Raw genomic sequence first — 26,690 nt, forward strand, 5'->3', positions numbered from 1 at the left:
TCAGTGGTGAGGGCTTCCTGCTAGAGATAGGGCAGGTGTTGCACTCACCACCTGAAACCGCCCCCATTTTTCGCGATATTTGGGTCGTTCTCGATAGAAAGCCTCCGGGAGAGTTGGGCCGGTTCCCGGTGTTCCCCGACCTGGCCCGATCCGGCACCGTCGCCCGGCCGCACGTCGCCCCGGTACGCTGGGTAGATGCGCGAACCCTGGGATCCTGCCGGCCCGAGTGTGGTCTACGCGGGCGACAACCTGCCGATCATGCGCAGGCTTCCCGGCAGCGCGTTCGCGACGGTGTACCTGGACCCGCCATTCAACACGGGACGGTCACGGCAGGCCGAGCGGGTGACGGGCGTGCGTGCGGAGGGTGGTCGGCTCGGGTTTCGGGGCCAGGGCTACGACGTGACGCGCGAAATGACACTCGCCTACGACGACCGCTTCCGGGACTACTGGGACTTCTTGGAACCTCGGCTCGAAGAGGCCTGGCGTGTGCTGTCCCCGGACGGCCTGCTCTACTTGCACCTCGACTACCGCGAGGTGCACTACGCAAAAGTCCTGCTCGACGCGATGTTCGGGCCCGAGTGCTTCATCAACGAGATTATCTGGGCCTACGACTACGGGGCCCGGACGAAGCGCCGGTGGCCGGCGAAGCACGACAACATCCTCGTGTACGCGAAGCTTCCGGATTACTACTATTTCGACGCGGAGGCGGTGGACCGCGAGCCCTATATGGCCCCGGGGCTCGTCACTCCCGAGCAGGCCGAGCGGGGCAAGCTGCCGACAGACACCTGGTGGCACACAATCGTTTCTCCGACCGGGCACGAACGCACCGGGTACCCGACGCAGAAGCCCGTCGGGATTCTGCGCCGGATCGTGCAGGCATCCTCCCGGCCGGGGGATTGGGTGCTGGATGCATTCGCGGGGAGCGGGACGACGGGGGCTGCCGCCGCGGAGTTGGATCGTCGCTTTGTCCTGATTGACGACAACCCGGAGGCAATCGACGTGATGCGTGAGCGTTTCGCGGGCCAGGGGGTGAGCTTCGCATGACCGAGGCGAATCGCGGTGGTGGCGGTGGTGGCGCGGCCGGGTTCCCCGTGCACCTGGACCGTACTGCGGAGGCCCCGCTGCCGGTGCAGCTTGCTGCGGCACTGCGCGAGGCAATCGACGCCGCAACGCTCCGCCCGGGGGAAACCGTTCCCGCCACCCGGGAGCTCGCACGTCGTCTGGGTGTTGCCCGCGGCGTGGTCGTTGTGGCGTATGAGCAGCTTGTTGCCGAGGGCTATCTCGCAGCGACGCACGGGCAGGGCACCCGGGTCAACCCGGCGCTTGAACTTGTGGAGCCACGCTCCGCGATGAGTCCGACCCCAGTGGGGGCCCCGGCGCCCGAGCCTGTGCAAGCCCCCGCCCCACTCGCCCCCGGGCAGCCGATCACCGACACCGTGGTGAGTCCGGCGTGGCGTTCTGCGTGGCGCAGTGCGGCTGGGCGGGTCGATGTGGCACCGCCTGCGCTCGGAGATCCGGCGCTGCGTCACGAAATCGCGGAGCATCTGCGGCGCATGCGCGGTACTGCCCGGCAGGCGAGCGATGTGCTGGTCACCGCCGGTACGCGAGACGGTCTCGGGCTGCTCCTCGCAGCGCTTGGCGGGGGGCGCGGCCGCGAACTTGTCGTGGGTGTCGAAGATCCGGGCTTGCCTTCGTTGCGCGGCGCCGTGCAGGCGCACGGCGCGCGGATCGTCGCGTTACCCACGGACGCCGAGGGGCTCGACACCGGACGCTTGCCCAGCGGCATGCTTGACGCCGTGATCGTGACGCCGAGCCACCAGTACCCGCTGGGCGGCTCGCTGCCGCTGCCGCGCCGACGCGAGTTGCTCGCGTGGGCGCGGCGCACCGGCGTGGTGGTGATCGAGGATGATTTCGATTCCGAGCTGCGTTACACGGGCAGCGCGCTCCCGACCCTCGCGGCCCTCGACGATCCGGCGCAGGGCTCGGTGGTGTTGCTCGGCACTTTTTCGCGCACCCTGGCCCCGAGCCTCGCTGCCGGATACCTGTTGGCTCCCGCCGGGTTGCGCGCCCGGATCGAGCCGCTGCGGCGTGAGCTGGGTGGGCCGGTATCAGGGGTTGTACAAGCGGCGCTCGCTGATTACCTCGCGAGCGGGGAGCTGCGGCGGCACACGGCTCGGATGCTGCGGCGGTATGCGGCGCGCCGTGACGCAGTGTCGGATCGGCTCGCGGGAGCGCGGGGCGTACGGGTGCGCCCGATGGATGGCGGCCTGCACACGGTGATCGAGTTCGCCGGAGCGGAGGGTCCCGTACGAGAAACCGCGGTGCTTGACGCAGCGCGTGCGGACGGACTCGGGGTGCAGGGCCTCGCTGGGTACTGGCAGCAGCGGGACAGTGTCCCCGGCCTCGCGGGCCTGGTGCTGGGTGTGGGCGGCCCGGATGACGCCGAGTTTGAGCGCGCGCTTGTACGCCTGCGCGGCATTCTCGACGCATAGCCTGCCACTTTCTTCGCTTGGGGTGGGTAGACACCTAGGGGCCGAACTTGCTACGATTGCCGAAGCGTTTCGGCAGCGTAGCCTAAGCAAGGCAATGAAGCTCCAAAACGTTTCATCAATGAACGCGGCCCGCCGCGAGACACGTGAAATGAGGAAACCATGAGTGAAGAGACGTCGGCATCGGTAGACGAGACCATGTGGAACGGCCTGCTGCACGGCGGGCTTGGGGGAACGTTCATGGGGGTGCCCAAGATCGAGCTCACGCGTGAGGCGATCGCCGCAGCGGGTGCGAAGGCCGTGGTCTACGGCTTCCCGTTCGACGCGACGACAATCAGTCGCAGTGGCGCGAACTACGGACCACGTGCAATTCGAGAGACCTCGGTGCAGTACACGAACTTCCAGGCCACCTTCGACTTTGACCTCTTCACGCATCTGCCGTTGTTCGATGGGGGCGACTGCCACGTTGCGCTGGGGAATACACCGAAGACCTTTGAGCGAGTCGAGGCTGACATCGCCGAAATCGTTGCGGGCGGAGCGATCCCCGTCGTGTTTGGCGGCGACCACTCGGTGAGTATCCCGGTCGGGAACGCGGCCAGGAAGCCTGGGACGAGCCCGGGGTGGGTGCAGTTCGATACCCACCTTGACAGTGCGCCGGACGTCGGTGGCGAGCTGCTCAGCCACTGCTGCACGATCACCCGCGCGGTCGACAATGGCTACGACCCAGCAAAAATGGTGCTCGTTGGAATCAACGGCTGGATGAATCCGAAGACTGAGCTCCAGTACTGCCGTGACCACGGTATTCGGGTGATCTGGCTCGAAGATATCTGGACGAAGGGCACGGCCTGGGCCGTCGAGCAGATCCTTGAGCGCGTCGGTGAGGAAGGGTTCTACCTGACCTTTGACATTGATGCGCTCGACGCCGCGTTTGCGCCGGGCACCTGCGCGCCGACCCCGGGCGGAATGACGATTCGGGAAGCCTTCGAGATCGTCCGGGGGATCTCGCCCGCGGGCCTGATTGGTCTTGACATTGCGGAACCCGCGCCTTCGCTGGATCACTCCACGCGCACGCAGCTGATCGCGGGCCGCCTGGCGCTCGAGGCGCTTGCGTTCCACGCTGGATCCCCAAGCGAGCCGATCTACATCGGCTAAGAGCCGTCTCATACCGCGGCCCCACGCTGTCGTTTCCAGGCAGGTGGGGCTGCGGTGTGTGCGGGGCCGGGTTAGCGCGCGTACAGGGCCGGCCGTCGCTGGGAGAGCATATCCGTGAGGGGGTCTGGGGGAGTCGCCGCGGTGCGCGAGCGGTCCGTAAGGGAAAGGTTGCCGGAGATGACACCTGATGTCGCGGAGTCGAGCTCGGCGAGGGTCCCTCCGTCTGCCATCACCAGGCGGCTCCCGCCACAGAACTCGTGTCCGGACTCGGTACCGACCCGGTTAGCGTAGGCGACGGGCACGCGGTTTTCGAGTGCCCGGGCCGTTGCCGCGATGCGGTGGTCGAGGGTGTAGGGATGCATGTTGGCCGAGCCCGCGGCGATGAGCTGTGCGCCGCGCAGCACAAGGGTGCGCGCCACCTCCGGAAACTCGATCTCGAAGCAATTCACGACGCCAATTGTGGTCTCGCACAGTGTGATGGGGGTAAGTGTGTCGCCGGCGCGGAAGGCCTCGCTCTCATTCCCGAAGAGATGGGTCTTGCGGACCATTCCCCGAACAGTTCCATCGCGGTCGATCGCGAGAATGGCATCGAAGAATCCCTCCGGTGCCGCCTCGATGCATCCGACGAGGAGCGCCGTGCCCGCGTCCCGGCACGCGGTGGCCAGCGCGATCACGCGCGGGTCGGTGTGTGTGAGCGCGAGTTCCGCCAGGCCCGCGGTCTGGTATCCGCTGAGGAACAGTTCTGGGAAGAGCAGCAGATCGGTGTCGGCAGAGCTGGCGAGCGCGGCGGTGACCCGGCGCAGGTTTGCCGCGAGGTCGCGGGGGCGGGGTGCGTCTTGAATCACCGTGACGTGCAGTGTGCGGGTGTGCATGTGGCTCCTCGTGTTGGGCAAGCAGGGGTCCCGTGGGTGCTCTGGGTACTCGGGCGGCCAGGGACGGGTTGCCTAATCGTTTCACTGAAAGATCCTAGGCCAGAACTAGCCCATTTGCTACTTGCTAAAACGTTTCGGCCGCGGTAGCGTGACTTTCGGACAGTGACGGCATGGTTCCGATGTGTCCGAACTACTTCCGGGCGCGCCAATGATCGTCGCGTCCGTCGCCGAAATGAAGCAAAGGAGTTTCTATGAGTACGGCGCCGACGGTGATGAAACGTGAATTCACCATGTTCTCTGCCTTGTCCGTGGCTTTCGCCTTCGTGTCGCCGATCGTGGCGGTCTACAGCGTGCTGGGGGTGGGGCTTGCAACCTCTGGCCCGGCATTCATCTGGGGAGGCCTTATTCTGTACGCGGGCCAGTTCATCGTGGTCCTGACCCTGGGCATGCTCGCTTCGAAATGGGCGGACTCGGGCGGGATCTATCAGTGGTCACGCAGGCTCCTGGGGCACCGCTACGGCTGGTTTGCCTCCTGGACTTACATTTGGACGCTCCTGATCACGCTTCCCGCCGTGGCGTATGCCGGGGCTGTGCTGATCCCCCCGATCTTCGATATGCCCTCGGCCGGCCCGGAACTCGTCACCTGGCTCGCAGTCGGGATGCTCGCATTCAGTACGCTGGTCAACCTCGCGGGTCGCGTGTTCATCAAGATCCTGATGGTAACGGTCATCGTGGCGGAGGCCGTGGGGTCGATCGGGGTCGCGGTCTGGCTGCTGTTCTTTCAACGACATCAAGGGCTCGAATACCTGTCGCCTGAATCACTGGGGGACTACCGCGGTGCGTTTTTCGCCGCGCCGCTCGTGATGGCAATTGCGTTCTCAAGCTATTTCGCCATCGGATTTGAGAGCGCGAGTTCGATCGCAGAAGAGGTGAAGCGGCCCAAGAAGGCGGTGCCGAAGGCGATGGTTGTGTCCTTCTTTGCAATTATGGTGATCGTGCTCTTGAGCACACTTGCCTTTACCTTGGCGGTGCCGAATGATGCGTTCCTGCAGGATCCCGAGAATGCGGCGGATCCTGCAGTAGCGATCATCGCGGCGACGTTCCCGGAACCAGTGTTCCGTGGCATCCTTGCACTGTTTGTCATCGCCTTCGCTGCCAGTCTGATGACGATTCAGATCACCGTCTCCCGGATCATCTGGGCGACCGCACGCAACGGTGAACTCCCGTTCGCCCGGTTCCTGACACGGCTCTCCGGCGAGACCGGGCTGCCACGGCGGGCCGTGCTCATTGCGGCCGTGATCGCGGCCCTATTGTTTATTCCGTTCCAGAGCGAGGGGATTCAGATGGCACTGATCTCATTCTCCTCGGTCGGGTTTTTCCTATCGTTCCTCTTCCCCGTGCTGGGGCTCGCCGTCGCTCGACTCCGGGGTCGGTGGAGCGACGACCCGAGCCTGTTCCTCGGTCGCGCCGGGAGGGCTGTGAGTCTCCTCGCGCTTGTGTGGCTGGTGTTCCAGATTGTGAATGTCGCGTGGCCCCGAGAGAGCGGTGCCGGGTGGGCGACCGACTGGTCAACGGTGATCGGGATCACCGCGGTGGGAGTCCTCGGCGTGATCGTTGAGCGCTGGGTTCACCGGAAGCGACTGCATGCTGCGTCCACGGGATCCACGATTGTTGTGTTCGAGCGTGACGAATCCGAAGACGACGATGACGAAGATCGCTCCGACCTGGAGACTGGGGCACCGTCTGCTGGTGTCCGCGGTTAGCTTGCGTCCTCCGGCTGCAGGGTGGAACCGCGCACGGTGAGCGCCGTCGGGACAAGTTCTCGGCGGCGCTCCGTCGTTCCATCGAGCCCGTCGAGGAGCAGGTCGACGGCAATCTCACCGAGACGGATGGGCTGTAGGTCGAGCGCGGTGACAGGTGTGTTCAGGCCATAGTCGAGTGAACGGCTGTCGGTGAGGCTCAAGACCTGCAGATCGTCAGGGATGCGCAGGCCAAGCGCCTGAGCGCTGCGTTCGGTCGCGTGCGCAAGCGTATCGAGAGTGGTGAGTACCGCGTCGAAGCGGCGCTCAGGTGACGCGAGCGCCGCGTGGATCGTTGCCTCGGCCTCGTCGACCCGTGGACCGGGAGAGCGCAGGATCACGGGGTCAACTCCGGCGGAGGAGCACCAGTCGAGGTATGCGGAGAGCTCATCGCGCACATACGAGGAGCTTGTCTCGCTGAGGAACAGTGCCGGACGAGCGGGCCGCACGGCACTCAGGTGGCTGAGCGCCGTCGTGGTCCCGGCTGCAAAATCGTTGTCGACCCACGAAAGGTCATCCCAGTTGCGTCCGATAGTTACACAGGGAAGGCCAGCCGTCGTGGCGGCGTGGACGAGCGGGTCGTTTTCGCTCGGGTCCACGACGATCAGTCCGTCCGCGGCTGACAGGAACGCCGGAGAGGGGGTACTCGACGGCAGCATGGAGAGGAGGAAGCCACGGTGGAATGCGTGCGCTGAGGCACCGCTGAGTACGCGGAAGTAGTAGTCGATGTCCCACTCCGGCTGCACGCCCGACGCGGTCGTGTTCGCAGACGTCGGTGAGACTGAGAGCACCAACGAGCCGGTGCGGCCTGCATTGAGATTCTTCGCGAGTCGATTCGCGGTGTATCCCAAACGGGCCGCCGTGTCGATCACGTGTTGACGCGTGGCCGCGGCGACACGACCCTTCCCGTTCAGCGCTTCTGACGCGGTGGCGACTGAGACGCCAGCCTCGTGGGCGACATCCTTGATCGTGGTGCGGCGCTGCTTCATGATTCCTCGGATTCCGTGTTCGGCAGTCGGATCGGGGCCGGTGCGGTGACGACCGCGCGGATCGCCGCTTCGAGCAGTGCGGGATCCTGCGCGGGCGGGAGTACGCTGCGTGCCTCAACGACAAGGGCGTCGATGCGCTCGCGGGTACGGGCGCTGACAAGCGCTGAGCCCGCTACCGCGGCGAGGGCCGTCTGATCCGTGGCGTGGTCGGGGCCGGCATCCGCGAAGAGGTGCTGCGCGGCCAGCCACAGTGGAAACGAGGGAACCCCGTTGCGAAGGTCGACGCCGTGGTCCTTCCCCAGTTCTTCGAGATCACCGTGGATGTCGAGCAGGTCGTCCGCGAACTGGAACGCGAGGCCCAACCGGATTCCCGCCTCGCGCGCGCGAAGTTGCTCCGCACCCGTGCGCTCCGCACTGTGCGCGGCAAGCTCGAAGGCGGCACCGAAGAGCGCTCCGGTCTTCAATGCGCCGTAGCGCTCGAGGAGCGCCAGAGCATCCGCATCCCACCGGAGCGCTGATTCCAACAGCTGCCCCTCACAGAGATCGGCGAATGCGCGAGTGAGCGCTGCCGTGACGGTGGCTCCGCGCGAGGCGCTGTGCGCGAGCGCGAGCGCGAAGAGCTGGTCGCCCACCAAGATTGCGGTCGCGGGAGTCGTGAGTTGGTGCAGAGCGGGGGCACCGCGGCGCGTGGCAGACGCGTCGATGATGTCGTCGTGGACAAGCGAGGCGGTGTGGACGAGTTCGAGGGCGGCGGCGATGTCGATGAGTTCGTCCCGGACCCCCGGGCGGTCGGGAATCCCATATGCGTAGGCGGCGGTGAGGAACGCCCGCGCACGCACGTGCTTTCCACCCGAGAGCGGGGCGATTCCCGCGGGTGCATCCTGTGCCCACGGGCTTCGAGCCACACGATCTGAGACGATGTCCGCCAGCTTCTGTACCACCGCTGAGAGGAGCTCCTCGACCGCTGACGCGGGAGCCTCATTACGTGTGCGCGACCCATCCTGGGGTGAGGTCTCAGTTGTGCTGCGGGACTGCGACTGCTGCAGGGCTGCCATTCGGATGCTCTCCTCGTCCTCGGGGCTGATTCCTCCAGCGTAGGGGCGCCGGAACCCCGGTGCCAAATCGATTCAGCAGGAAAATATCGCAGAACTCACGCGGAATTCCGGGGATCTGTCCGGGGCCCAGCCGAAGCGGGCAGGCTATCCTGAGTGCGTGAGCGTCGACAATCTTTCCCCGAGCATGCAGAACTACCTCAAAGTCATTTGGGGGCTGCAGGAGTGGTCTGACGCGCCCGTGTCGAACTCAGCCATCGCGGAGTCAGCGGGTGTGCGGCTCTCGACAGTGTCCGACGCGCTGCGTAAGCTCTCCGACCTCGAGCTGATCGGCCACGCCCGGTATGGCAGCGTGACGTTGACCGACACGGGGCGCGAAAACGCGGTCTCGATGATCCGGCGGCACAGGCTCTTGGAGACGTTCCTGGTACAGGCGCTCGGATACGAGTGGGACGAGGTGCACGCCGAGGCAGACCGCCTCGAACACGCCGTGTCAGACGAGCTGATCAATCGGGTCGATCGAGCGTTGGGCTACCCGACTCGTGATCCTCACGGCGATCCGATTCCGAGTGCGGACGGCCGGGTGCATCGCCCAGACGCAGTGATCCTGGCGTCCGTGGAAGCTCCGGCTCACGTGCGAGTCGAGCGGATCTCAGATTCCGACACCGCGATGCTGCAGTACTTCGCGAGCCGCGGACTCGTTGTCGACGCTGAACTCGACGTGTTGCCGGGAGAACCCTACTCTGAAGCCGTGCTGGTGCGGGTGGCGGGCGCGAGTGACCCGGTGAGTCTCGGGCCGGCCGCGGCGGCGTCGATGTGGGTCTCGGTGCACGGGGTCGAAGCCGCCTAGGCGCTCGGCCCGACGTTGTTTTCCCTCGTGCCGGACTCGCCCGGAGTGGGGACTGCGCAACCGTCGTGAAATCCGGGATGATGGGGGAGCGCCCTTCCGGGTGCGCGAGAGGAGCACGGTGTTCGGCTGGTCAAAGAAGCGCAAGCGTGGCGGATCGCGCCCGTTGCGACGACTGCCGAAGCGTGTCCTGGCCCCGGTTGAGGAGATTGTCGAGCAGGGGTTGCTCGTCGCGGATGTCGCAATCAGGATGACCGTGAAAAACGCCATCATCATGAACGCGTTGCAAAAGCATGTCGATTATGACGAGGCGCAGATCGTGGAAATGGTTCGCGAAGCGACGGAGGATCTCGCGCGTGAGCGTGAGCGCGATGCCAAGCACATCGCTCGGATGCGCGGCGAGATCCGGGACACGGGTCGCAGCTCCTGGAGTGAATCAGACTACGGCAACGACGACAACCGTACGCTGCGGCATCGCCAGGAAGTCTATGAGCGCGTCGCCGAGGAGCTTCATGCGAAGGCCGCCGACGAGGCGGGGCTGCAGGCAACTGCGGTACGGGCGCGCGACCTTGCGTGGCATGAAATCGGCGACTCGCTGAAGGAGCGCGCCACTCATCCCTATTACAGCGGCGGCGATTCTGAGGAGTACCAGGAGGCGCGCGATAGCCGGATCCAGCAGCTCATCGAGAAAGACCTCACGGAGCTCATGAAGGATCACGCGGCCCCCGCCGCGAGCAAACCCGAGAAGGTGCGCTTTTTTAAGCGGAAAGATCGCGAGTAGCGACCGCCCCACCGGGTGAGTTTGTCCGGGTTGCGCAGCGCCCACACAGCGGTGATGCGCTCGGATCGGATCTCGAAGCCCATCGCAGCGACAGTTCGTCCCTGCGCGGTCGCCACAAGACCGGGTTCGCCGCCTACGATCGCCTCGTGTGTCACGAGTCCCGGCGCGCGCGTGTGTGCCCCCGCGAAGAACTCAGCCACTTTGCGCGCCCCGTGAATGGGTGCGAGCGCCGCGGAGACAGCGCCACCACCATCGACCACAGCCTGAGCTGCGGGATCGAGCGTGCGTACCAGCGCGGCGATGTCGCCAGACTCCCAGGCGCGGTGAAACGCGTGGACGGCGGCGGCATGCGCGTCACGAGCGATCGGAGTGCGCCGAGATTGCCGGACCCGACGCCGGGCGTTTGCAGCGAGCTGCCTGCAGGCCTCGGCGCTGCGGCCGAGCACGTTCCCAATCTCGACGAATCGGTATTCGAAGACGTCATGCAGGATCAGCGCCACCCGTTCAGCGGGGGTCATCGATTCGAGGAGCACGAGAATAGCGAGCGAAATAGACTCGTTCATGCCGATCCGGTCGGCGGGGTCAATCGCGTCAGTCCTGTTCGCCAGAGTGGTCCAGTGCAGCGTCGGCGGGACGGGCTCGGGAAGCCACTCGCCCACATAGCGCTCACGGCGCGCCCGCGCAGATTTGAGGGTGTCGAGGCAGATTCGGCTCACCGTCGTGCTCAGCCACGCGCGCGGGTTCGTGATCTCGGAGCGCTCGTCCGGTGCGAGCCGAAACCAGCGCAGGTAGGTTTCTTGGGTGGCGTCTTCCGCCTCCGATATCGACCCGAGGAAGCGATAACTGAGCGCCATGAGGAGTCCGTGGTGGAGCTCCGGAACCTCGGGCTGATCTGGGGACATGCGGGTCCTTCCCGGTCGTGGGCCTGCGGGCGCTGCGCGTCTCGTACGGTCCGCGCGTACCCATGAGACGAGGGAGCCCCCGGAAACGTGAGGCGGGCATGGAACTTTCGGTCCGTACCCGCAGGATCTCACGTCGGGCTGTGCACTCTCGTCCTATGTGGTGAGGCGCCAGCAGACGACGGACTCTCGCCGCACGCGGGCAGCGCCTCCGGACGAAAGGAAACGGTATGGCTGACACGGTGACCCTGGTGAACGTGGTCGAGGTGACGCCTGAGCGGCGGGGCGAGGTACTGGCGCTGCTTGAAGAGGGAGCGGAGCGTGTGATCTCGCGGCGTCCCGGGTGTATCGATCTCACCCTGCTGGAGGGGCTTGACGGTCGCCGGATAATCGTCGTTGCGCGGTGGCACAGCGCTGAGGCGGCGCACGCGACGCAGGCGGACCCGGCGGCCGCGGAATATGCGCGGCGGGTCGCCGAACTTGGGGTGCCACACCCGACCGTGGCCCGTGTGGTTCGGGAGTTCTCGGGGTGACTGGCGCCGCACGGGGCTCGCGGTTCACGAGTGCTGCGGCGCACTATCTGGATGAGCGAACGAAACTTGCGGGGGCAGTGCGCGGACTCGCGCGGAAGGTCTTTCCGGACCACTGGTCTTTTCTGCTTGGGGAGATCGCACTCTACTGCTTTGTGGTGTTGCTCATTACGGGGACCTTTCTCACCTTCTTCTTCCAGGCGTCGATGGAGGAGCTCGCGTATGCGGGCCCCTATGTGCCGCTGAAAGGCGTCGAGATGTCGGCGGCTCTGGCGTCCACGCTCGACATCTCGTTTTCGGTGCGGGGCGGACTTCTGATCCGGCAGACGCATCACTGGGCGGCGCTGCTCATGAACGCCGCGATCGGGCTGCATCTGTTGCGCGTCTTCTTCACGGGAGCGTTCCGGAAGCCACGAGAACTGAACTGGGTGATCGGCTTCGTGCTCTTCGTGCTGGCGATTGCCGAGGGATTCACGGGCTATTCACTTCCCGACGACACACTCTCCGGGAACGGGCTCCGCATTGCGGACGGCGTGGCGAAGTCGATTCCGGTGGTCGGGACGTACACCTCGTTCTTGCTGTTCGGGGGCGAGTTTCCGGGCACCGCAATTGTGGGGCGACTGTACGCGCTCCACATTCTCTTGATTCCGGCGGTGATGCTCGCGCTGATCGCCGTGCACCTTGTGTTTGTGGTGCTGCACAAGCACACCCAGTACCGGGTGCCCGGTGCTACGGGTGGCAACGTCGTGGGGTACCCGCTCCTGCCCGTCTATGCTGCGAAAGCGGGCGGGTTCTTCTTCATTGTGTTCGGAGTCATCGTGCTCATCGCGGCCGTTGTGGGGATCAACCCGGTCTGGGCGTACGGCCCCTACGATCCCTCGCCGGTCTCGGCCGGGACGCAGCCAGACTGGTATATCGGCTTTGTTGATGGAATCCTTCGCTTGGTGCCGTCGGGGTGGGAGACCGAGTGGCTCGGCCTGACCTGGTCCTGGAACATGCTGGTCCCGGTGCTTGTGCTGCTCGGCTTCCTGGGGCTCGTGGCCGCGTACCCGTTTCTCGAATCCTGGATCACAGGGGACCAGCGTGAGCATCATGTACTTGTGCGCCCCAGAAACGCGCCGGCGCGCACGGGTCTCGGCGTTGCCGGTGTCATCTTCTACGCGGTGCTCTGGGCGGCGGCCAGCTCGGACCTGATCGCGACGCATTTTCAGCTTTCGATCGAGGGCGTACTGCTGGCACTGCAGCTCGCGCTTGTGCTCGGGCCGATCGCTGGTTACGCGGTCACGAAACGCGTGTGCCTCGGGCTGCAGCACCGGGACCGCGCTGAGCTTGTGCACGGTCGCGAGACGGGGCAGGTCGTCCGCTTGCCAGGGGGTGCGTATGTGGAGCGGCATGCGGCGCTGTCGCCGGACGAACGCTGGCGTCGGCTCCCGGAGCCCGGTGGGCCGCAAGTCATTCGCGTGCCGCGTGTAGGAGAGCACCTTGCGGGCAGAACTCGGCTGCGGGCCGCGCTCGCACACTGGTTCTTCTCAGATCGGCTCGTCGAGCCTGAAGTAGGTCCTGAAGTAGGTTCTGAAGTAGGTCCTGCACTAGATCCTGAAGGGGGTGACGCCGCGCACCGGGGCATTCCCTGAGCGATGAGCTTGCCCAATGGTCAGTGACCGCTGTATGGTCAGCGTATGCTGACCATTACTTCTCGCGTTGACGCCATGAATCGTCTCGGCCGCGCAATGGCTGACCCGAGTCGATCACGCATTCTCCTTGCGCTGCTCGACGGTCCGGGGTACCCGGCGCAGCTGGCTCGCGACCTTGATCTCACGCGCAGCAACGTGTCGAATCACCTCACGTGCCTGCGGGGTTGCGGGATCGTGGTGGCTGAGCCCGAGGGGCGACAGACGCGCTACGAGATCGCCGACCCGCACCTCACGGCGGCGCTCAGCGCGCTCGTTGACATCACGCTCGCGGTCGACGAGCGCGTGCCGTGTGTGGACCCTGGCTGCGCGGTCGCCGGGTGCTGCGAACCCGGCCGTGCGGGGGAGGGCACTGAGCGGTGAGTGTCGAGTGCTGCGCAGGCGAAACTTCAGCGCGTGTACCCGGCGGTGAACTCGCGGAGCCACAGCTCCCGCGGTCGTGGTGGCGCAACCCAGGGATCCGCCTCCCGCTCGCTTCAGGCCTTGCGTGTGTTACGGGCCTTGGTCTGGAAATTCTCGGTGGTCCGGCGCAAGAACTCGCCGCGCAGATCACGTTCGCGCTCGGGCTTGTGTTCGGTGCTGTCACCTTCGTGCCGGCCGCCCTGCGCGCGCTCTTCCGGCGGGGCCGGGTTGGGATCGGCTTGCTTATGACAATTAGCGCTGTCGGTGCGGTGCTCCTCGGGTATCTCGGTGAGGCGGCCGCGCTGGCGTTCCTCTACTCGCTGGCAGAGGCCCTCGAGGACGCGGCGATGGATCGCGCCCGCGGCGGGCTCCGTGCGCTGCTCTCGCTCGTTCCCGAAACGGCAACGGTGCTCCGTGGTGGATCCCGCACCGTGATTCCTGCACGCGAGCTTGGTGCGGGGGATCTCCTGCTCGTGCGTCCCGGGGAGCGAATCGCGACCGACGGAATTATCCGCGCCGGGCGCAGTGTGCTCGATACCTCCGCGATCACCGGTGAATCGTTGCCCGTGGTGGGAGAACCGGGGTTCGCAGTCTCGGCGGGAACGATCGCGGGCACGGGTGCCCTCGAAGTTGAAGCAACGGCGGACGGCACCGATAACTCACTGACGACAATCGTCGCGCTTGTCGAGCGGGCGCAGGCCGAGAAAGGGGAGCGGGCCCGGATCGCCGACCGGATCGCGCGCCCGCTCGTGCCCGGTGTGATGATCCTCGCCGCGCTTGTCGCACTCCTCGGGTCGCTCATAGGTGAGCCGGAGACCTGGATCACGCGTGCGCTCGTGGTGCTTGTGGCGGCGTCTCCCTGCGCACTCGCGATTGCCGTCCCAGTTACCGTCGTCTCTGCCATCGGCGCCGCAAGTCGCTTGGGGATCGTGGTGAAGAGCGGGGCCGCGTTCGAGCGGCTCGGCGGGATCCGGCGGGTCGCGATCGATAAGACGGGCACGCTCACTCGGAATCAGCCCGAGGTCACTGAGGTTGTGGTGGCCGCGGGGGAGTCCCGGGCCGAGGTGTTGGCGCTCGCGTCAGCCGTGGAGCGACACTCAACTCACCCGCTCGCCGCGGCGATCACGGCGGCAGGGGGGAGCGACAGAGCTGCGGTCGCTGGGGACGTTACTGAGCTTGCGGGCAGTGGGATTCAGGCGATGATCGACGGCGAGCTTGTCGCGGTAGGGAGCCCGCGCTGGGTGGATCCGGGACCCCTTGCTGGCGAGGCCACGCGGCTCGAGGATGCGGGGCACAGCTGCGTGGTTGTCGCTCGTGGCGGCCGGCCCGTCGGCGTGATCGGGGTGCGAGATGAGCTCCGAGTTGAGGCTGCCGAGGCAGTGGCGATGCTGCGGGATCGGGGGATTGCGGTCGCAATGCTCACGGGCGACAATGCCCGGGCCGCGCACGCGCTCGCCGCCGCGGCCGGGGTTCCCGAGGTGCACGCCGAGCTCCGGCCAGAACAGAAGGCGGCGTGGGTGGTGCAGTCCTCGAGTCGCGCCGCGACCGCGATGATCGGGGACGGCATCAACGACGCCCCGGCACTCGCGGCCGCGAGTGTGGGGATCGCGATGGGCGCGACCGGTTCCGACGCGGCCATCGAAAGCGCTGACGTGGCGTTCACCGGGCACGACCTGCGGCTGATCCCGCAGGCGCTCGCACACGCGCGCCGCGGTCGCACGATCATGACGCAGAATGTGGCGCTGTCGATCGCGATCATCGTGGTGCTCGTTCCGCTCGCGGTGACCGGCGCCCTCGGCCTCGCCGCGGTTGTGCTGGTGCACGAGCTCGCCGAAATGCTGGTAATCGGGAACGGGTTGCGCGCCGCGCGGGTGCCGAGACGCGACCGGAGGGTCTGAACTGCGTCCGGTACCTGGTGTTGCCAAGTACCGGTACTTAGTGTTACTGTCTAGCGGTAGGTAGTAACGCTAGTGAGTCGCCCAGTGTGGCGGCTTCAGTTCGGGGAAGGGGCGCAATGGCATCGTTGATGACCGAAATGCTTAAGGGCACACTTGAGGGAATCGTGCTCGCGATCCTGTCGGATCAGCCGGCATACGGCTATGAGATCACGACCCGGTTGCGTGATGAGGGCTTCGAAAACATCGCGGAGGGCACGGTCTACGCGCTGCTCATTCGGATCGAACAGAAGGGCCTCGTCGACATCGCGAAGGTGCCCTCCGAGAAGGGGCCCCCGCGCAAGGTGTACTCACTGAACGATGCCGGCCACACACAATTGGCAGAGTTTTGGGACACCTGGACGACCCTCTCCGCGCGCATCGCGCACCTGCGTGGCTGACCCGTCCCCGGGCACCACGACTCACACACTTTTCACTCGCGTGCGTCACACGCACGCCCTCTGACTCAGGAGTTACTTCATGATCCCCAAATGGATTGATGCCCTCATCGGCTCGCTCGACCAGAAGAAGCAGTACCGAGCCGACACCGCGCGGCTCGAGGCCCTGCCCGAGCCGTATCGCGCGGCGGCGAAAGCCTTCCAGCGCTACTTCACCTACTGGGCCGGGTTCACCGATGGCGATACCCTCGTGCAGCTGCTTGGCGATCACGTCGATCTCTGGGAGCGGGCAGCCGTTGACGGTACCCCGATCCGCGATCTTGTCGGGGAGGATCCCGTCGAGTTCGCCGAGACCTTTGCGCGAGCGTATGCCGGCAAGGAATGGATCGACAAGGAGCGGACGCGGTTAATCGCGGCCATTGACGCCGCGAGCGGGGGTGAGCGTCATGCCTAGCAGTGCAGCCGCCCGACCAGCGATCCGTGTCCGCGGCCTCGAAAAATCGTTCGGGAACCTTTCGGTGCTGCGCGGTGTGGACCTCGAAGTGCCGCGCGGCACGATCTTCGCGCTCCTCGGGTCCAACGGAGCGGGGAAAACCACGCTTGTGCGCATCCTCGCAACGCTGCTCCCCAGCGGCGCCGGGACCGCGGAGATCCACGGTCATGACGTAGCCGCGGACCCCGCCCACGTGCGCGAGTTGATTAGTCTGACCGGGCAGTTCGCCGCGGTGGATGAGGTGCTCACCGGACGCGAAAACCTGATCCTCGTGGCGCAGCTACGCCGCCTCCCGACCCCCGGTGTCATCGCGGATACGCTGCTTGAACGCTTCGCGTTAAGCGACGCCGGATCACGCCGGGCCGGCACCTACTCCGGCGGCATGCGGCGCAGGCTCGATATCGCCATGAGCCTCGTCGGGGATCCACCCGTGATCTTCCTTGACGAACCCACGACCGGGCTGGACCCGCAGTCCCGCATCGAGGTGTGGAGCACGATCACCTCCATGGCTGAGAGCGGCACCACCGTGCTGCTCACCACCCAAACGCTTGACGAGGCCGAACACTTGGCCGACCGCATCGCGATCCTGCACGATGGCACCATCATCCAGGAGGGGACGCTTGCCGAGCTGCAGCGGCTGTTGCCGGCCGCGAAGGTCGAATACGTCGAGAAGCAGCCCTCCCTGGAAGACGTTTTCCTCGCACTTGTCGAGGATCCGGCACGAAAGGCTGCATCATGACCACGCACGCGCTCACCGATACCCGGGTGCTGACCTGGCGCTCGCTGCGTCATGTGCTGCGCAGCCCGGACACGATCATCACCACCGCGATCATGCCCATCGCGATCATGCTGCTCTTTGTGTTCGTGTTGGGCGGCGCGATCAGCACCGGCTCCGGCACCTCATACGTGAACTACCTGCTCCCCGGGGTGCTGCTCATCACGATCGCCTCGGGTGTGGCCTACACCTCCTACCGTCTGTTCCAGGATCTGCGGGGCGGGATCGCGGAGCGTTTCCGGTCCATGCCGATCGCCCGCTCAAGCGTGCTCTGGGCACACGTGCTGACCTCGCTCGCCGCAAACCTCGTGTCCGTGGCGCTCGTGATCGGGGTGGCTCTGCTGCTCGGTTTCCGGACCTCAGCCTCGCCGCTCGCGTGGCTCGCCGTCGCAGGGATCCTCACCCTGTATACCCTCGCACTTACCTGGCTCGCGGTGATCGCCGGGCTCAGCGCCAAGACAGTCGACGGTGCGAGCGCGTTCAGCTACCCGCTCATCTTTCTCCCCTTCTTGAGCTCGGCCTTCGTGCCGACGGACTCCATGCCCGGACCGCTCGCGTGGTTCGCCGAGCATCAGCCGGTCACCGCCGTGGTGAACACGATCCGCGCGCTGTTCGCCGGGCAGCCCGTCGGCGCAGAGCTGTGGAGCGCGCTCGCCTGGCTCGTCGGGATCCTGATCGTCGGATTCGTGGTCGCGACATCGCTCTACCGGCGACGAGTCGGGTAGCTCGCCGGGCGGCCTTGCCGTCTTCCCAAGCGGGGCATAGCGTGGAGCGTGAGGACGGGGTACCCCGCCCAGATCTCGCAGGGAAGGGACACACGCTATGGCACAGTATGAGGTTTCGGATCGTTCAGCGGTGGTGACGGGGGCCGGATCGGGGATCGGCCGTGCGGTCGCGCTGCTGCTCGCGGAGAACGGCGCGAAGGTTGTGGTGCAGGATCTGGACGCCGGCAGTGCCGACGCCGTCGTGCAGGAGATCACCGCGGCCGGTGGCACCGCCGTCACGGTTGTCGGCGACGCCGGATCAACCGAGGTTATCGACGAGACGATTCGCGCGGCCGTGGCGCTCGCGCCCCTGAAGATCGCGGTAAACAATGCGGGAATCGGGGGAGCGGTCGGCGCAACGGCGGCCTACTCGGACGACGACTGGCAGCGCGTCATCGACATCAACCTCTCTGCCGTCTTCCGGGGCACCCGCGCCCAGCAAGCACATATGGTGCAGCACGGCGGTGGTTCGATCGTCAACATGGCCTCGATCCTGGGCAGCGTCGGCAGTGCCGGCTCGCCCGCCTACGTGGCAAGTAAACACGCGGTTGTGGGGCTCACGAAGACTGCCGCACTTGAATCGGCGGCCCTTGGGGTACGCGTCAACTCGGTCGGCCCCGGCTACGTGGATACTCCGCTGCTGAAAAACGCCGATGAGGCAACGCGCGCCGCGCTCATCGCGAAGCACCCGATGGGGCGACTCGGCCGGGCCGAAGAGATCGCGCACATGGTGGCGTTCCTCGCGAGCGACGCGGCCTCGTTCGTGACCGGGAGCTACCACCTCGTCGACGGCGGCTACACCGCTCCATAGGCCGGTTCCGGAGTTGCTGCCGCGTGACGCCCTACGCGTCAGGCGTCAGCAGTTCCGGGTGTCTCGCCAGATAGCCCTCGATAAACCAGCACGAGGCGAGCACCCGGCGGCCTTGCACAACCTCCGACGTGACCGCGTGATGCGCGAGCAGCCCGGACAGGCCAGTGCCCCGAAAATCGGGGTGCACAACTGTGTGGTCGAAATCGATGATGGTGCCGGACTCCCCGGCCGCACCCCGGAAGGAATAGTGCGCTTCGCCGATCAAGCGGCGGTCCGGCTCCGCTGCCGCAGCGTACAGCGCAAAGCGCTGCTGATCGGGCTCGTGGACGATGTGAAAGCCGTCCGCAGTCGCCTGCGTTTCCGTCAGATAGCGTGCCATGTCGCTCAGCCTAACCCGGGATCGTCAGTGGCGCTCGGCTATTCTCAAAGGGTGCAGAAGTTGTGTCGGGTGTCCGTCGCCCTCGGAGCCGCCATCGGGGTACTGATGCTTGTCGGCTGCACCCCGGAGCCAGAGCCGGAGCCCGAGGTGCTCACCGCGAGCGAGGCGGGGGGAGCGTACCTCGACGCCGTTTGCCCGGTGAATGCGGCCTGGGATATCGCAGACGCCGAGCTCGAGCAGCTTCGCCTTGCGCTCGCGCGCGGTGCGGTCTCCGACACGAAGCTCGCCGACGCGAAGCCTGTGAGCGACGCGCTGGAAGAAGTCGCCGCGGCGAGCAAGATCGCCGCGGGCAGGCTTGATCCGAAGTCGACAACGTGGCCGGAGGATGCGCAGGCCGCGGTCGACGATGTTCGCGAAACACTGCAAGACGATCGCGAGCAGATCGGCCGCGTCATGAAACTGCCCCCACATAAGCTCACCGGGTACTCGTGGGAGGGGGCCGAAGACACGGCCCGGGCCGCTGCCCAGGCGCACGAGGCCCTCGGCCTGCCCGAAGACGCTGACGCAGCGTGCGCGCAGTGGGCGGAACAGCAGTCGAAACCTCAGGTGAAGCCGCAGTCGAAACCGAGCGAGCGGCCGGAGGCTGCCGGGTAAACGTTCGGGGAAATGGCGTGGTCCGAGCCGGTTTTGGGATAAGATCGATCTCTTATGTCTTCTTCCCGCAACACGCCAGTCGATCCGCCCTCCCTCAGTACCGAACGTGAATTCGGCCCGCGCGAGCAGCTCGCGATCTGGGTGCTCCTGATCTCCTCCTTTGTGGTGATCCTCAACGAGACGATCATGGGCGTTGCTCTGCCCAAACTGATGAGTGACCTCGGTATCACGGCGGTCGCCGGACAGTGGCTGACCACGGCGTTCCTGCTCACCATGAGCATTGTGATCCCGATCACGGGCATGCTGATCCAGCGTGTGAAAACACGGCACCTGTTCATCACCGCGATGAGCCTGTTCACGCTGGGGACGCTGATCGCGGCGCTCGCCCCCGGCTTCGCCGTGTTGCTTGTGGGGCGCGTTGTCCAAGCGAGCGGTACCGCGATCATGATGCCGCTCCTCATGACGACGGTCATCACGCTGGTTCCCGAGCAACAACGGGGTCGCCTCATGGGGCGAATTGCGATTGTCATTTCCGTCGCTCCGGCGCTCGGCCCGACGATCTCTGGCTTGATCCTGCAGGTGCTCAGCTGGCGCTGGCTGTTCCTCATCGTGCTGCCGATTGCGGCAATCGCGCTTGTCATTGGGGCGCTGCGCCTTCCCAACGTGGGGGAGCAGCGGGTGGCTCGGGTCGATCTCGTGTCGGTGCTCCTCTCGGTGCTCGGCTTCGGTGGGCTCGTCTATGGCCTCAGCCTCGTGGGTGAGAGTGCCAGCGGCACGCCCCCGATCGCCCCGTGGATCCCCGTCGTAATTGGCGTGCTCGCAATGATCTTGTTCGTGTGGCGACAGCTTCGCTTGCAGCGTGAGGACCGGGCGCTGCTCGATCTGCGCACCTTCAAGTCGCGGCCATTCGCGCTGTCCGTTGTCCTGTTCACATTCAGCTCGATGGCGCTGTTCGGGTCGCTGATCCTGCTCCCGATTTACACGCAGAACGTGCTGGGCTTCGATACTCTGCAGACCGGTCTGCTGCTGCTTCCCGGCGGCCTCGTCATGGGGCTCCTCGGACCGTTTGTCGGCCGGCTCGTTGACGCTCGCGGGGCGCGGTTTGTGCTCATCCCGGGCACGATTGTTACCGCCGTCGCTTTGTGGGGCATGGCGTTGTTCACGGATTCCACACAACTGTGGCAGGTGCTCGGCACCCACCTACTCCTGAGTATTGGGCTCGCGGGTGTCTTCACGCCGTTGTTCACCGTATCGCTCGGCTCGCTGCGGCCGCAGCTCGCCTCCCACGGCAGCGCGATGATCTCCACGGTGCAGCAGGTGGCAGGTGCCGCCGGCACCGCGCTGTTCATCACGGTGATGACCCTGGTATCGACCCAGGCCGCTGGCGGCCCGGAGGCTGTCGACGCGCACGCGCTTGCGGCGGGGACGCGCATGGCGTTTTTCATCGGTGGGATCGCCGCCACCATAGGCGTGGTTGTCGCCTTCTTTGTGCGAGACGCTCCGCCGGAGGCCGCGGACGTAACTGCAGCGCCGGCTACCCCAGCGCACTGATCGAGCGCCGCACGGCCTCAGCAAGTTGGCGCACGGCCGCCGACGGACCGCTGGGGCCGGCGGGCGCGGCGAGCAGTAGTTCCCGTGCAAACCGGGGATCGTCGATGGGGCGGAGCACCACGCCCTCGGGCGGGTGGTTCCCGACGAGGCTTGGCACCAGTGCGACCGCCATGCCCGCGGCAATCAGACCGAGCACAACAGAGTAGTCGTCCGTCCGAATCGCGACGTCGATCTTGTACCCCTCGGCGAGGAAGACCTCCCGGACAAGATCGTCGAGGGTGTCGCCGGGGGTCGAGCCCATGACCCAGCTGTCGTCTGCAAGGGAGAGGAACGTCTCCCTGTCGAAGCTGCGGTGATGGGCTGCGGGGTGGGTGGCGGGCAGTGCGAGCAGCATCGGGTCTGTGAAGAGGTGAGTGGTATGCACCTCCGCGCGGAACGGGAGCTGGTAGCCGCCAGCCGCGTACACAAGCGCCGCGTCGAGGGTGTGCTGGTTGACGCGCGTGACGAGCGGTGCGAGCTCTTCAAGAGTCGCATCGAGCTCGATGCCGAGTTCTGCGACACGGCTCGTGATGCCCGGAAGGAGGCGGGCGGCAGCCGTCGGAAAGGTACCGAAGCGGAGCCGGATCCGGCCCAGCTGGGCGAGGTCTCGCACGTCGGTGAGCGCCCGGTCGGAGAGGCTCAAAATCTCCTCACCGCGCTCGAGCATCAGCGTCCCGGCGGTGGTGAGCTTGCTCCCGCGCGTGCTGCGCACCGTGAGATCCGCCCCCACGAGTCGGTCGAGATTGCGCAGGTGGTAGTCGACGGTGGGCTGACTCCATCCGAGTCGGGTCGCGGCGCGAGCTACGGAGCCCTCTGCGGCCACCGCGCTGAGCGCTTGGAGCTGGCGAAGATCGATCATCGAGTATCCCTCTCCTGTCTGGACCTCACCGGGGTCCAAAGTGGTTCCAGTTCAATATACTCTCTGGTGCCCGGGAGGTGAAGCGGGGGTTCCGGGCACCCCCAATCCCCGCCAATCTGGACACATGCTGCATCAGGATTCTCATCACGCTCCCTACTCTGACCGCACCGCAGGCACTGACGCCGCGAGTACCTTGGTGCGGGCGGCGGCGAGTTCGGGTGCCGCGCCCGCTGGCGATCCCGGCGTGGTGCCGCGCCCGGCCCCCGAGTTCGGGCCCGAGCACGCGAGGGCGCCCTACGCCGAGGCGCTGCAGCGTTTCGCGGCCTCATCACCCCGGTCATTTATGGTGCCGGGCCACGGCAATGACCCCGAGCACGGCGGCGCACACCTGGCCGAACTTTTCGGCGAGCGGGTCCCCGAGCTTGACGTGCCGCTGATGCTGCCCGGCATTGACCTGGGTGAAGATTCACCGCTCGTCGCGGCTCAGCGCCTCGCAGCGGACGCCTGGGGCGCGAAGCGCAGCTGGTTCCTGACAAACGGGGCCTCACAGGCGAACCGGACCGCCGCGATCGCGGTGCGCGGCCTGGGCGAGCGCATCATGATCCAGCGCAGCATGCACTCGAGCCTCACCGACGGCGTGCTGCTGGCCGGTCTGATCCCGTCGTTCGTCTCGCCGAACGTCGACGAGCACCACGGCATCGCGCACGGGCTCACCCCCGAGGCACTTGATGCCGCGCTCACTCGCGAGGCCGAGGCCGGCCACCCAGTCGACAGCGTGCTTGTCGTCTCGCCGAGTTACTTCGGATCCACCGCGGACGTCGCCGGCCTCTCCCGTGTCGCGCACGACCACGGTGCCGCAATCATCGTCGACGGTGCCTGGGGTGCACACTTTGGTTTCCACCCGGGCCTGCCGGAGTCGCCGGTGCGGCTTGGCGCGGATCTCGTGATCTCGAGCACGCACAAGCTCGCCGGGTCGCTGACCCAGTCAGCGATGCTGCACCTCGGTGATACTGCGATGGCGGAGCGCCTCGAACCGCTTGTGGCGCGCGCGTTCTCGATGACGGCGTCGACCTCGATGAGCGGGATCCTGATGGGCTCCCTCGACACCGCGCGCCGCGCCCTCGTGCAGGGCGGCGCGCAGATCGGTGAGGCCGTGGCCGCCGCCGCCGAGATTCGCGCTCGGCTGCGCCAGGACCCGCGCTTCCGGGTGATCAGCGACGACTTTGCGGCGTTCCCCGACATCGTGGAGACGGACGCGTTGCGGATCCCGATCGACGTGTCGGCTCTGGGGCAGAGCGGCCACTGGGTGCGCGCCCGGCTGATTGATGGCCACGGCACATACACGGAGATGTCGACGGCAACAAGCGTGGTGCTGGTGATCGGCGCGCTGCGCACGGTCGACGTCGATCGTTTCATGCGCGATCTCGGGGCCGTGGCCGACGAGGCCGCCGCGCTTCCCGCAACTGACGCGGTGGCGTTCCCGGCACTCCCGGAGTCGGGGGAGCTGCGGATGCGCCCCCGCGAGGCGTTCTTTGGGGACAGCGAGACTGTGTCTGCGGAAGAGGCTGTGGGCCGTGTCTCGGCGGATACGCTCGCCGCCTACCCGCCCGGGATCCCGAACCTACTGCCCGGCGAAGAGATTACCGCCGAGACTGTCGCATTCTTGCGTGCCGTCGCAGCCTCTCCCACGGGCTACGTGCGCGGCGCGGCCGACGCCGCCGTCGCGACCTTCCGCGTGGTGCGCGCTGGGGCGTAGGCCCACAACCGACCCGGTACTACAGAACCGACCCGGTGCGCGCAGAACTTCTTGCGCGTAACGGGTCGGTTTTGCACTACGGGGTCGGCTCTGTCGGTGACGACCCGACGCCCCGACGCCGGGGCGCGTGGGCTACCGATTTGCCTCGGAGGCGCGCTGAGTGCGGGCCCCGCGGCAGCGCCGCTCCGTGAATTTCCCGCCACCGCGCTCACCTCGCTCATCGCTCCGGTCCTGCTGCAACCGTACGCTGAGCCTCGCGCGAACACAACGACGGCGGGCGGTGATCCGTGAGGATCACCGCCCGCCGTCGTTGCTCGGCAGGACCGAGGAGAAAGTCTGAGGCTACTTCTTTTCGAAGAGGTTGCCCACGAGCGTCGAACCGATGAGCACGACCGCGAGCAGGATCACGCCGACGATCGAGATCGCGACGACGTCGACGGGCTGGCCGACGGACGAGAACATCGACTCCGAGTTGTCCTGGCCGATGGGCGACGCGAACGCGGGCGCTGCCACGAACACCGAAGCGAGAGCCACGGTTACGGCGGTGGCAATACGGGTACGGATCTTCACGATTGTTCTCCTCGCGGGTCTCAGCGGCATACGGGTCTGTGGCCCACACGCCAATACGACCATCCTAGCGTGCTTTCTCGCGCCGAGGCACCGCCCCGCCCTAGGCTGGAACCATGACACATTCGCGGCAGCACACCCCAATCGATCGCGTCGCAGAGGCGTGGGTGGACACCCTCGTGGCGCACGATCCCACGATCGGCACCTACATCGGCCGGAACGGTGGCGGGCTGCCGGACTACTCGCCTGAGGGGGCCGCGGCCTTCGCGGATGCGCAACGGGGAACGCTTGCGGCACTTGACGCCGAGACCCCGGTCGACGCTGTAGACGCCGTGACCCGAGCGGACCTCACCGCGGAGTTGCGTCTCGGCCTTGCGCAGAGTGAGGCGGGGGAGGATCTGCGCGATCTCAACGTGATCGAGTCGCCGTTGCAGCAGATCCGGGACAGTTTCGACCTCATGCCGACGGCGACGGATGCGGACTGGGCTGAGATCGGGGAACGCCTGCGCGCGGTGCCCGCCGCACTCGACGGCTACCGGGCGTCCCTCGCGCTCGGCGCAGAGCGCGGCCTTGCCCCGGCGCTCCGCCAGGTGACCGAGGTCGCCGCTCAGTCGCGGCGCACCGCGGGCACGGCCGCGGCACCCGGTTTCTTCGGGCAGCTTGTTGCAGGTCGCGGTGCGGAACTTGAAGCCGCGGCCCTCGCCGCCGCGCGTGCCTACGCCGAGTGCGCAGACTTCCTCGTGACCGATCTCGCCCCCCGTGCGACACTGGACGACGCGTTCGGCCGTGAGCGCTACGCACTCGCCTCGGAAGCGTTCCTCGGGGCGCGCGTGGACCTTGATGAGACCTACGAGTGGGGGCTCGACGAGCTCGCGCGCATGGTCGACGAACAGGAGCGGATCGCCGCGGAGATCGTTGGCGGCGCGCGACACCCGGGAATCGTGGCTGAGGCGATCGCATTGCTCGAACGCGACGAGAGCCGCAAGCTGCACGGCACCGACGCGCTGCAGCGGTGGATGCAGGAGACGAGCGACCGGGCCGTGGCGGAGCTTGGTGCCACGCAGTTCGACATCCCGCAGGAGATCCGTGCGCTCGAATGCATGATCGCACCCACCCAGGAAGGCGGGATTTACTACACGGGGCCGAGCGACGACTTCTCACGGCCGGGCCGCATGTGGTGGTCGGTGCCCGAGGGTGTCACAGAGTTCGATACTTGGCGCGAACTCACGACCGTGTATCACGAAGGCGTTCCGGGGCACCATCTCCAGATCGGCCAGGCTGTGGTGAACCGCGGCACGCTGAACGAGTGGCGGCGCCAGCTCGCGGGAACCTCGGGCCACGCTGAGGGCTGGGCGCTCTACGCGGAGCGACTCATGGAGCAGCTCGGCTACCTCGATGATCCGGCGGATCGCCTGGGCATGCTCGACGGCCAGCGCATGCGCGCGGCGCGGGTGGTACTCGACATCGGCGTGCACCTCGGCAAACCGCATCCGGACGGCGGGACCTGGGATGGTGATAAAGCGTTTGCGTTCATGGCGCAGCACGTCAACATGAACGACGGCTTCGTGCGCTTCGAGGTGCTGCGCTACCTGGGCTGGGCGGGCCAGGCCCCCTCGTATAAGGTGGGCCAGCGCATCTGGGAGCAGCTGCGTGACGAGGCCGCAGCGGGTGCAGGATCCGGTTTCGATATCCGCGGATTCCACCGCGACGCCCTCGCGCTCGGTGGAGTGCGACTGGACACGCTGCAGCGCTCGCTGCGCGGCGAGCTCGGCGCGTGACCGCGAAAGCTGTGCCCGCCCTCTGTCCGTGTGGCAGCGGCGACGCGTACGCACAGTGCTGCGGTCCGCTGCACGACGGCAGCCCCGCGCCGACGGCCGCGCGCCTCATGCGCTCGCGCTTCAGCGCCTTCGCGCTCGGCCAACAGGAGTACCTGCTCAGCAGCTGGGATCCGAGCACCCGGCCCGAGGAACTCACACTTGACGACACGATTGAGTGGCGTCGGTTGTTCATCTCGGACACCTCCGCGGGAGGCGAAGACGACAACCACGGCTGGGTGGCGTTTACCGCGATCGGGAGGACGCCTGCGGGGCGTTTCGAGCAGGCGGAACGCAGCTTCTTCCTCCGCGGTGCCGACGGTCACTGGCGCTATGTGGACGGGGAAGAACGCTAGCGCGCCGGATCCGGCACGGCCGCTCGCACCACTACAG

General features: G+C 66.6%; 28 protein-coding genes. 21 read left to right on the forward strand and 7 right to left on the reverse strand.

What is annotated here, in order from left to right:
* The first annotated feature begins 195 nt into the window (after positions 1–195).
* The 3 genes from FM113_RS03075 to speB all read left to right on the forward strand — a co-directional run bounded on the left by FM113_RS03075 (position 196) and on the right by speB (position 3,641).
* Positions 196–1,044: a site-specific DNA-methyltransferase gene (locus FM113_RS03075; RefSeq protein WP_087011404.1), complete on the forward strand. Its 849-nt coding sequence runs from the start codon at positions 196–198 to the stop codon at positions 1,042–1,044.
* On the forward strand, positions 1,041–2,492 hold the full coding sequence (locus FM113_RS03080; protein WP_087011406.1) for a PLP-dependent aminotransferase family protein: 1,452 nt from the start codon (positions 1,041–1,043) through the stop codon (positions 2,490–2,492). Before FM113_RS03075 ends, FM113_RS03080 begins: the two co-directional genes overlap by 4 nt.
* 159 nt (positions 2,493–2,651) lie before the next feature.
* A complete protein-coding gene (speB, locus tag FM113_RS03085; RefSeq protein ID WP_087011408.1) occupies positions 2,652–3,641 on the forward strand; it encodes an agmatinase in 990 nt (329 codons plus the stop codon).
* A gap of 71 nt (positions 3,642–3,712) precedes the next feature.
* On the opposite strand, the gene FM113_RS03090 is transcribed toward speB, so the two are convergent.
* On the reverse strand, positions 3,713–4,513 hold the full coding sequence (locus FM113_RS03090; RefSeq protein ID WP_087011410.1) for a nitrilase-related carbon-nitrogen hydrolase: 801 nt from the start codon (positions 4,511–4,513) through the stop codon (positions 3,713–3,715).
* Positions 4,514–4,764: 251 nt separating this feature from the next.
* On the opposite strand from FM113_RS03090, the gene FM113_RS03095 reads away from it, so the two are divergent.
* On the forward strand, positions 4,765–6,276 hold the full coding sequence (locus FM113_RS03095) for an APC family permease (RefSeq protein ID WP_087011413.1): 1,512 nt from the start codon (positions 4,765–4,767) through the stop codon (positions 6,274–6,276).
* Here the strand turns inward: FM113_RS03095 and FM113_RS03100 are convergent.
* Both FM113_RS03100 and FM113_RS03105 read right to left on the reverse strand, forming a co-directional pair.
* Entirely contained in the window at positions 6,273–7,301 is a 1,029-nt protein-coding gene (locus tag FM113_RS03100; RefSeq protein ID WP_087011415.1) for a LacI family DNA-binding transcriptional regulator, read from the reverse strand. The two genes, FM113_RS03095 and FM113_RS03100, sit on opposite strands and share 4 nt — an antisense overlap.
* Positions 7,298–8,356 carry a polyprenyl synthetase family protein gene (locus FM113_RS03105; RefSeq protein WP_087011417.1) on the reverse strand — a complete coding sequence of 353 codons (1,059 nt, stop codon included), beginning with the start codon at positions 8,354–8,356 and terminating at the stop codon, positions 7,298–7,300. Before FM113_RS03105 ends, FM113_RS03100 begins: the two co-directional genes overlap by 4 nt.
* 157 nt (positions 8,357–8,513) lie before the next feature.
* Between FM113_RS03105 and FM113_RS03110 the strand changes: the two genes are divergently transcribed.
* Positions 8,514–9,203, forward strand: a complete 690-nt coding sequence (locus tag FM113_RS03110; RefSeq protein WP_087011420.1) for a metal-dependent transcriptional regulator — start codon at positions 8,514–8,516, stop codon at positions 9,201–9,203.
* A 118-nt stretch (positions 9,204–9,321) separates the two neighbouring features.
* Positions 9,322–9,981 carry an asparagine synthase gene (locus FM113_RS03115; RefSeq protein ID WP_087011422.1) on the forward strand — a complete coding sequence of 220 codons (660 nt, stop codon included), beginning with the start codon at positions 9,322–9,324 and terminating at the stop codon, positions 9,979–9,981.
* On the opposite strand, the gene sigJ is transcribed toward FM113_RS03115, so the two are convergent.
* Entirely contained in the window at positions 9,915–10,883 is a 969-nt protein-coding gene (gene sigJ, locus FM113_RS03120; RefSeq protein WP_087011424.1) for an RNA polymerase sigma factor SigJ, read from the reverse strand. The genes FM113_RS03115 and sigJ overlap by 67 nt on opposite strands.
* 227 nt (positions 10,884–11,110) lie before the next feature.
* Here sigJ and FM113_RS03125 point away from each other — a divergent pair, with 227 nt between their 5' ends.
* From FM113_RS03125 to FM113_RS03165, 9 genes are all read left to right on the forward strand, one after another.
* Complete coding sequence (locus FM113_RS03125) at positions 11,111–11,413, forward strand: putative quinol monooxygenase (RefSeq protein ID WP_087011425.1); 303 nt, start codon at positions 11,111–11,113, stop codon at positions 11,411–11,413.
* The gene (locus tag FM113_RS03130; protein WP_087011427.1) at positions 11,410–13,044 is read left to right on the forward strand and encodes a cytochrome bc complex cytochrome b subunit; all 1,635 of its coding nucleotides are present in this window, start codon (positions 11,410–11,412) and stop codon (positions 13,042–13,044) included. Before FM113_RS03125 ends, FM113_RS03130 begins: the two co-directional genes overlap by 4 nt.
* Before the next feature lie 45 nt (positions 13,045–13,089).
* On the forward strand, positions 13,090–13,464 hold the full coding sequence (locus FM113_RS03135) for a helix-turn-helix transcriptional regulator (protein WP_087011429.1): 375 nt from the start codon (positions 13,090–13,092) through the stop codon (positions 13,462–13,464).
* Between the two features lie 95 nt (positions 13,465–13,559).
* Entirely contained in the window at positions 13,560–15,401 is a 1,842-nt protein-coding gene (locus FM113_RS03140; RefSeq protein ID WP_254908852.1) for a cation-translocating P-type ATPase, read from the forward strand.
* A 116-nt stretch (positions 15,402–15,517) separates the two neighbouring features.
* Entirely contained in the window at positions 15,518–15,838 is a 321-nt protein-coding gene (locus FM113_RS03145; protein WP_087011434.1) for a PadR family transcriptional regulator, read from the forward strand.
* 79 nt (positions 15,839–15,917) lie between these two features.
* The gene (locus FM113_RS03150) at positions 15,918–16,289 is read left to right on the forward strand and encodes a DUF1048 domain-containing protein (RefSeq protein WP_087011436.1); all 372 of its coding nucleotides are present in this window, start codon (positions 15,918–15,920) and stop codon (positions 16,287–16,289) included.
* Positions 16,282–17,067 carry an ABC transporter ATP-binding protein gene (locus tag FM113_RS03155; protein WP_087011438.1) on the forward strand — a complete coding sequence of 262 codons (786 nt, stop codon included), beginning with the start codon at positions 16,282–16,284 and terminating at the stop codon, positions 17,065–17,067. The genes FM113_RS03150 and FM113_RS03155 overlap by 8 nt, the downstream gene beginning before the upstream one ends.
* On the forward strand, positions 17,064–17,828 hold the full coding sequence (locus tag FM113_RS03160; RefSeq protein ID WP_087011440.1) for an ABC transporter permease: 765 nt from the start codon (positions 17,064–17,066) through the stop codon (positions 17,826–17,828). Before FM113_RS03155 ends, FM113_RS03160 begins: the two co-directional genes overlap by 4 nt.
* A 97-nt stretch (positions 17,829–17,925) precedes the next feature.
* Positions 17,926–18,678, forward strand: a complete 753-nt coding sequence (locus FM113_RS03165; RefSeq protein WP_087011442.1) for an SDR family NAD(P)-dependent oxidoreductase — start codon at positions 17,926–17,928, stop codon at positions 18,676–18,678.
* Between the two features lie 31 nt (positions 18,679–18,709).
* On the opposite strand, the gene FM113_RS03170 is transcribed toward FM113_RS03165, so the two are convergent.
* Positions 18,710–19,057 carry a GNAT family N-acetyltransferase gene (locus FM113_RS03170; protein ID WP_087011444.1) on the reverse strand — a complete coding sequence of 116 codons (348 nt, stop codon included), beginning with the start codon at positions 19,055–19,057 and terminating at the stop codon, positions 18,710–18,712.
* Positions 19,058–19,108: 51 nt separating this feature from the next.
* Between FM113_RS03170 and FM113_RS03175 the strand changes: the two genes are divergently transcribed.
* Together FM113_RS03175 and FM113_RS03180 are read left to right on the forward strand one after the other, a co-directional pair.
* A complete protein-coding gene (locus FM113_RS03175) occupies positions 19,109–19,711 on the forward strand; it encodes a hypothetical protein (protein WP_140393276.1) in 603 nt (200 codons plus the stop codon).
* 54 nt (positions 19,712–19,765) lie between these two features.
* Positions 19,766–21,262: an MDR family MFS transporter gene (locus FM113_RS03180; RefSeq protein WP_087011448.1), complete on the forward strand. Its 1,497-nt coding sequence runs from the start codon at positions 19,766–19,768 to the stop codon at positions 21,260–21,262.
* On the opposite strand, the gene FM113_RS03185 is transcribed toward FM113_RS03180, so the two are convergent.
* A complete protein-coding gene (locus tag FM113_RS03185) occupies positions 21,246–22,160 on the reverse strand; it encodes a LysR family transcriptional regulator (RefSeq protein WP_087011450.1) in 915 nt (304 codons plus the stop codon). The genes FM113_RS03180 and FM113_RS03185 overlap by 17 nt on opposite strands.
* Before the next feature lie 124 nt (positions 22,161–22,284).
* Here FM113_RS03185 and FM113_RS03190 point away from each other — a divergent pair, with 124 nt between their 5' ends.
* Together FM113_RS03190 and FM113_RS03195 are read left to right on the forward strand one after the other, a co-directional pair.
* On the forward strand, positions 22,285–23,916 hold the full coding sequence (locus FM113_RS03190) for an aminotransferase class I/II-fold pyridoxal phosphate-dependent enzyme (RefSeq protein ID WP_087011452.1): 1,632 nt from the start codon (positions 22,285–22,287) through the stop codon (positions 23,914–23,916).
* Positions 23,917–24,012: 96 nt separating this feature from the next.
* The gene (locus FM113_RS03195) at positions 24,013–24,207 is read left to right on the forward strand and encodes a hypothetical protein (protein ID WP_087011454.1); all 195 of its coding nucleotides are present in this window, start codon (positions 24,013–24,015) and stop codon (positions 24,205–24,207) included.
* Between the two features lie 51 nt (positions 24,208–24,258).
* On the opposite strand, the gene FM113_RS03200 is transcribed toward FM113_RS03195, so the two are convergent.
* The gene (locus FM113_RS03200) at positions 24,259–24,486 is read right to left on the reverse strand and encodes a hypothetical protein (RefSeq protein ID WP_087011456.1); all 228 of its coding nucleotides are present in this window, start codon (positions 24,484–24,486) and stop codon (positions 24,259–24,261) included.
* 113 nt (positions 24,487–24,599) lie between these two features.
* On the opposite strand from FM113_RS03200, the gene FM113_RS03205 reads away from it, so the two are divergent.
* Together FM113_RS03205 and FM113_RS03210 are read left to right on the forward strand one after the other, a co-directional pair.
* Positions 24,600–26,261, forward strand: coding sequence for a DUF885 domain-containing protein (locus FM113_RS03205; protein ID WP_087011459.1), 1,662 nt, complete (start codon positions 24,600–24,602; stop codon positions 26,259–26,261).
* On the forward strand, positions 26,258–26,653 hold the full coding sequence (locus tag FM113_RS03210; RefSeq protein ID WP_254908841.1) for a YchJ family protein: 396 nt from the start codon (positions 26,258–26,260) through the stop codon (positions 26,651–26,653). Before FM113_RS03205 ends, FM113_RS03210 begins: the two co-directional genes overlap by 4 nt.
* Positions 26,654–26,690 lie beyond the last annotated feature (37 nt).

The sequence above is a fragment of the Leucobacter sp. 7(1) genome, from assembly GCF_900163635.1.
Lineage (GTDB): Bacteria > Actinomycetota > Actinomycetes > Actinomycetales > Microbacteriaceae > Leucobacter.

Excerpts from the sequence above, each read along its gene's own strand:
- FM113_RS03075 (WP_087011404.1), top strand. The coding sequence starts at position 196 with ATGCGCGAACCCTGGGATCCTGCCGGCCCGAGTGTGGTCTACGCGGGC.
- FM113_RS03080 (WP_087011406.1), top strand. The coding sequence starts at position 1,041 with ATGACCGAGGCGAATCGCGGTGGTGGCGGTGGTGGCGCGGCCGGGTTC.
- speB (WP_087011408.1), top strand. The coding sequence starts at position 2,652 with ATGAGTGAAGAGACGTCGGCATCGGTAGACGAGACCATGTGGAACGGC.
- FM113_RS03090 (WP_087011410.1), bottom strand. The coding sequence starts at position 4,513 with ATGCACACCCGCACACTGCACGTCACGGTGATTCAAGACGCACCCCGC.
- FM113_RS03095 (WP_087011413.1), top strand. The coding sequence starts at position 4,765 with ATGAGTACGGCGCCGACGGTGATGAAACGTGAATTCACCATGTTCTCT.
- FM113_RS03100 (WP_087011415.1), bottom strand. The coding sequence starts at position 7,301 with ATGAAGCAGCGCCGCACCACGATCAAGGATGTCGCCCACGAGGCTGGC.
- FM113_RS03105 (WP_087011417.1), bottom strand. The coding sequence starts at position 8,356 with ATGGCAGCCCTGCAGCAGTCGCAGTCCCGCAGCACAACTGAGACCTCA.
- sigJ (WP_087011424.1), bottom strand. The coding sequence starts at position 10,883 with ATGTCCCCAGATCAGCCCGAGGTTCCGGAGCTCCACCACGGACTCCTC.
- FM113_RS03125 (WP_087011425.1), top strand. The coding sequence starts at position 11,111 with ATGGCTGACACGGTGACCCTGGTGAACGTGGTCGAGGTGACGCCTGAG.
- FM113_RS03135 (WP_087011429.1), top strand. The coding sequence starts at position 13,090 with ATGCTGACCATTACTTCTCGCGTTGACGCCATGAATCGTCTCGGCCGC.
- FM113_RS03145 (WP_087011434.1), top strand. The coding sequence starts at position 15,518 with ATGGCATCGTTGATGACCGAAATGCTTAAGGGCACACTTGAGGGAATC.
- FM113_RS03150 (WP_087011436.1), top strand. The coding sequence starts at position 15,918 with ATGATCCCCAAATGGATTGATGCCCTCATCGGCTCGCTCGACCAGAAG.
- FM113_RS03155 (WP_087011438.1), top strand. The coding sequence starts at position 16,282 with ATGCCTAGCAGTGCAGCCGCCCGACCAGCGATCCGTGTCCGCGGCCTC.
- FM113_RS03160 (WP_087011440.1), top strand. The coding sequence starts at position 17,064 with ATGACCACGCACGCGCTCACCGATACCCGGGTGCTGACCTGGCGCTCG.
- FM113_RS03165 (WP_087011442.1), top strand. The coding sequence starts at position 17,926 with ATGGCACAGTATGAGGTTTCGGATCGTTCAGCGGTGGTGACGGGGGCC.
- FM113_RS03170 (WP_087011444.1), bottom strand. The coding sequence starts at position 19,057 with ATGGCACGCTATCTGACGGAAACGCAGGCGACTGCGGACGGCTTTCAC.
- FM113_RS03180 (WP_087011448.1), top strand. The coding sequence starts at position 19,766 with ATGTCTTCTTCCCGCAACACGCCAGTCGATCCGCCCTCCCTCAGTACC.
- FM113_RS03185 (WP_087011450.1), bottom strand. The coding sequence starts at position 22,160 with ATGATCGATCTTCGCCAGCTCCAAGCGCTCAGCGCGGTGGCCGCAGAG.
- FM113_RS03190 (WP_087011452.1), top strand. The coding sequence starts at position 22,285 with ATGCTGCATCAGGATTCTCATCACGCTCCCTACTCTGACCGCACCGCA.
- FM113_RS03205 (WP_087011459.1), top strand. The coding sequence starts at position 24,600 with ATGACACATTCGCGGCAGCACACCCCAATCGATCGCGTCGCAGAGGCG.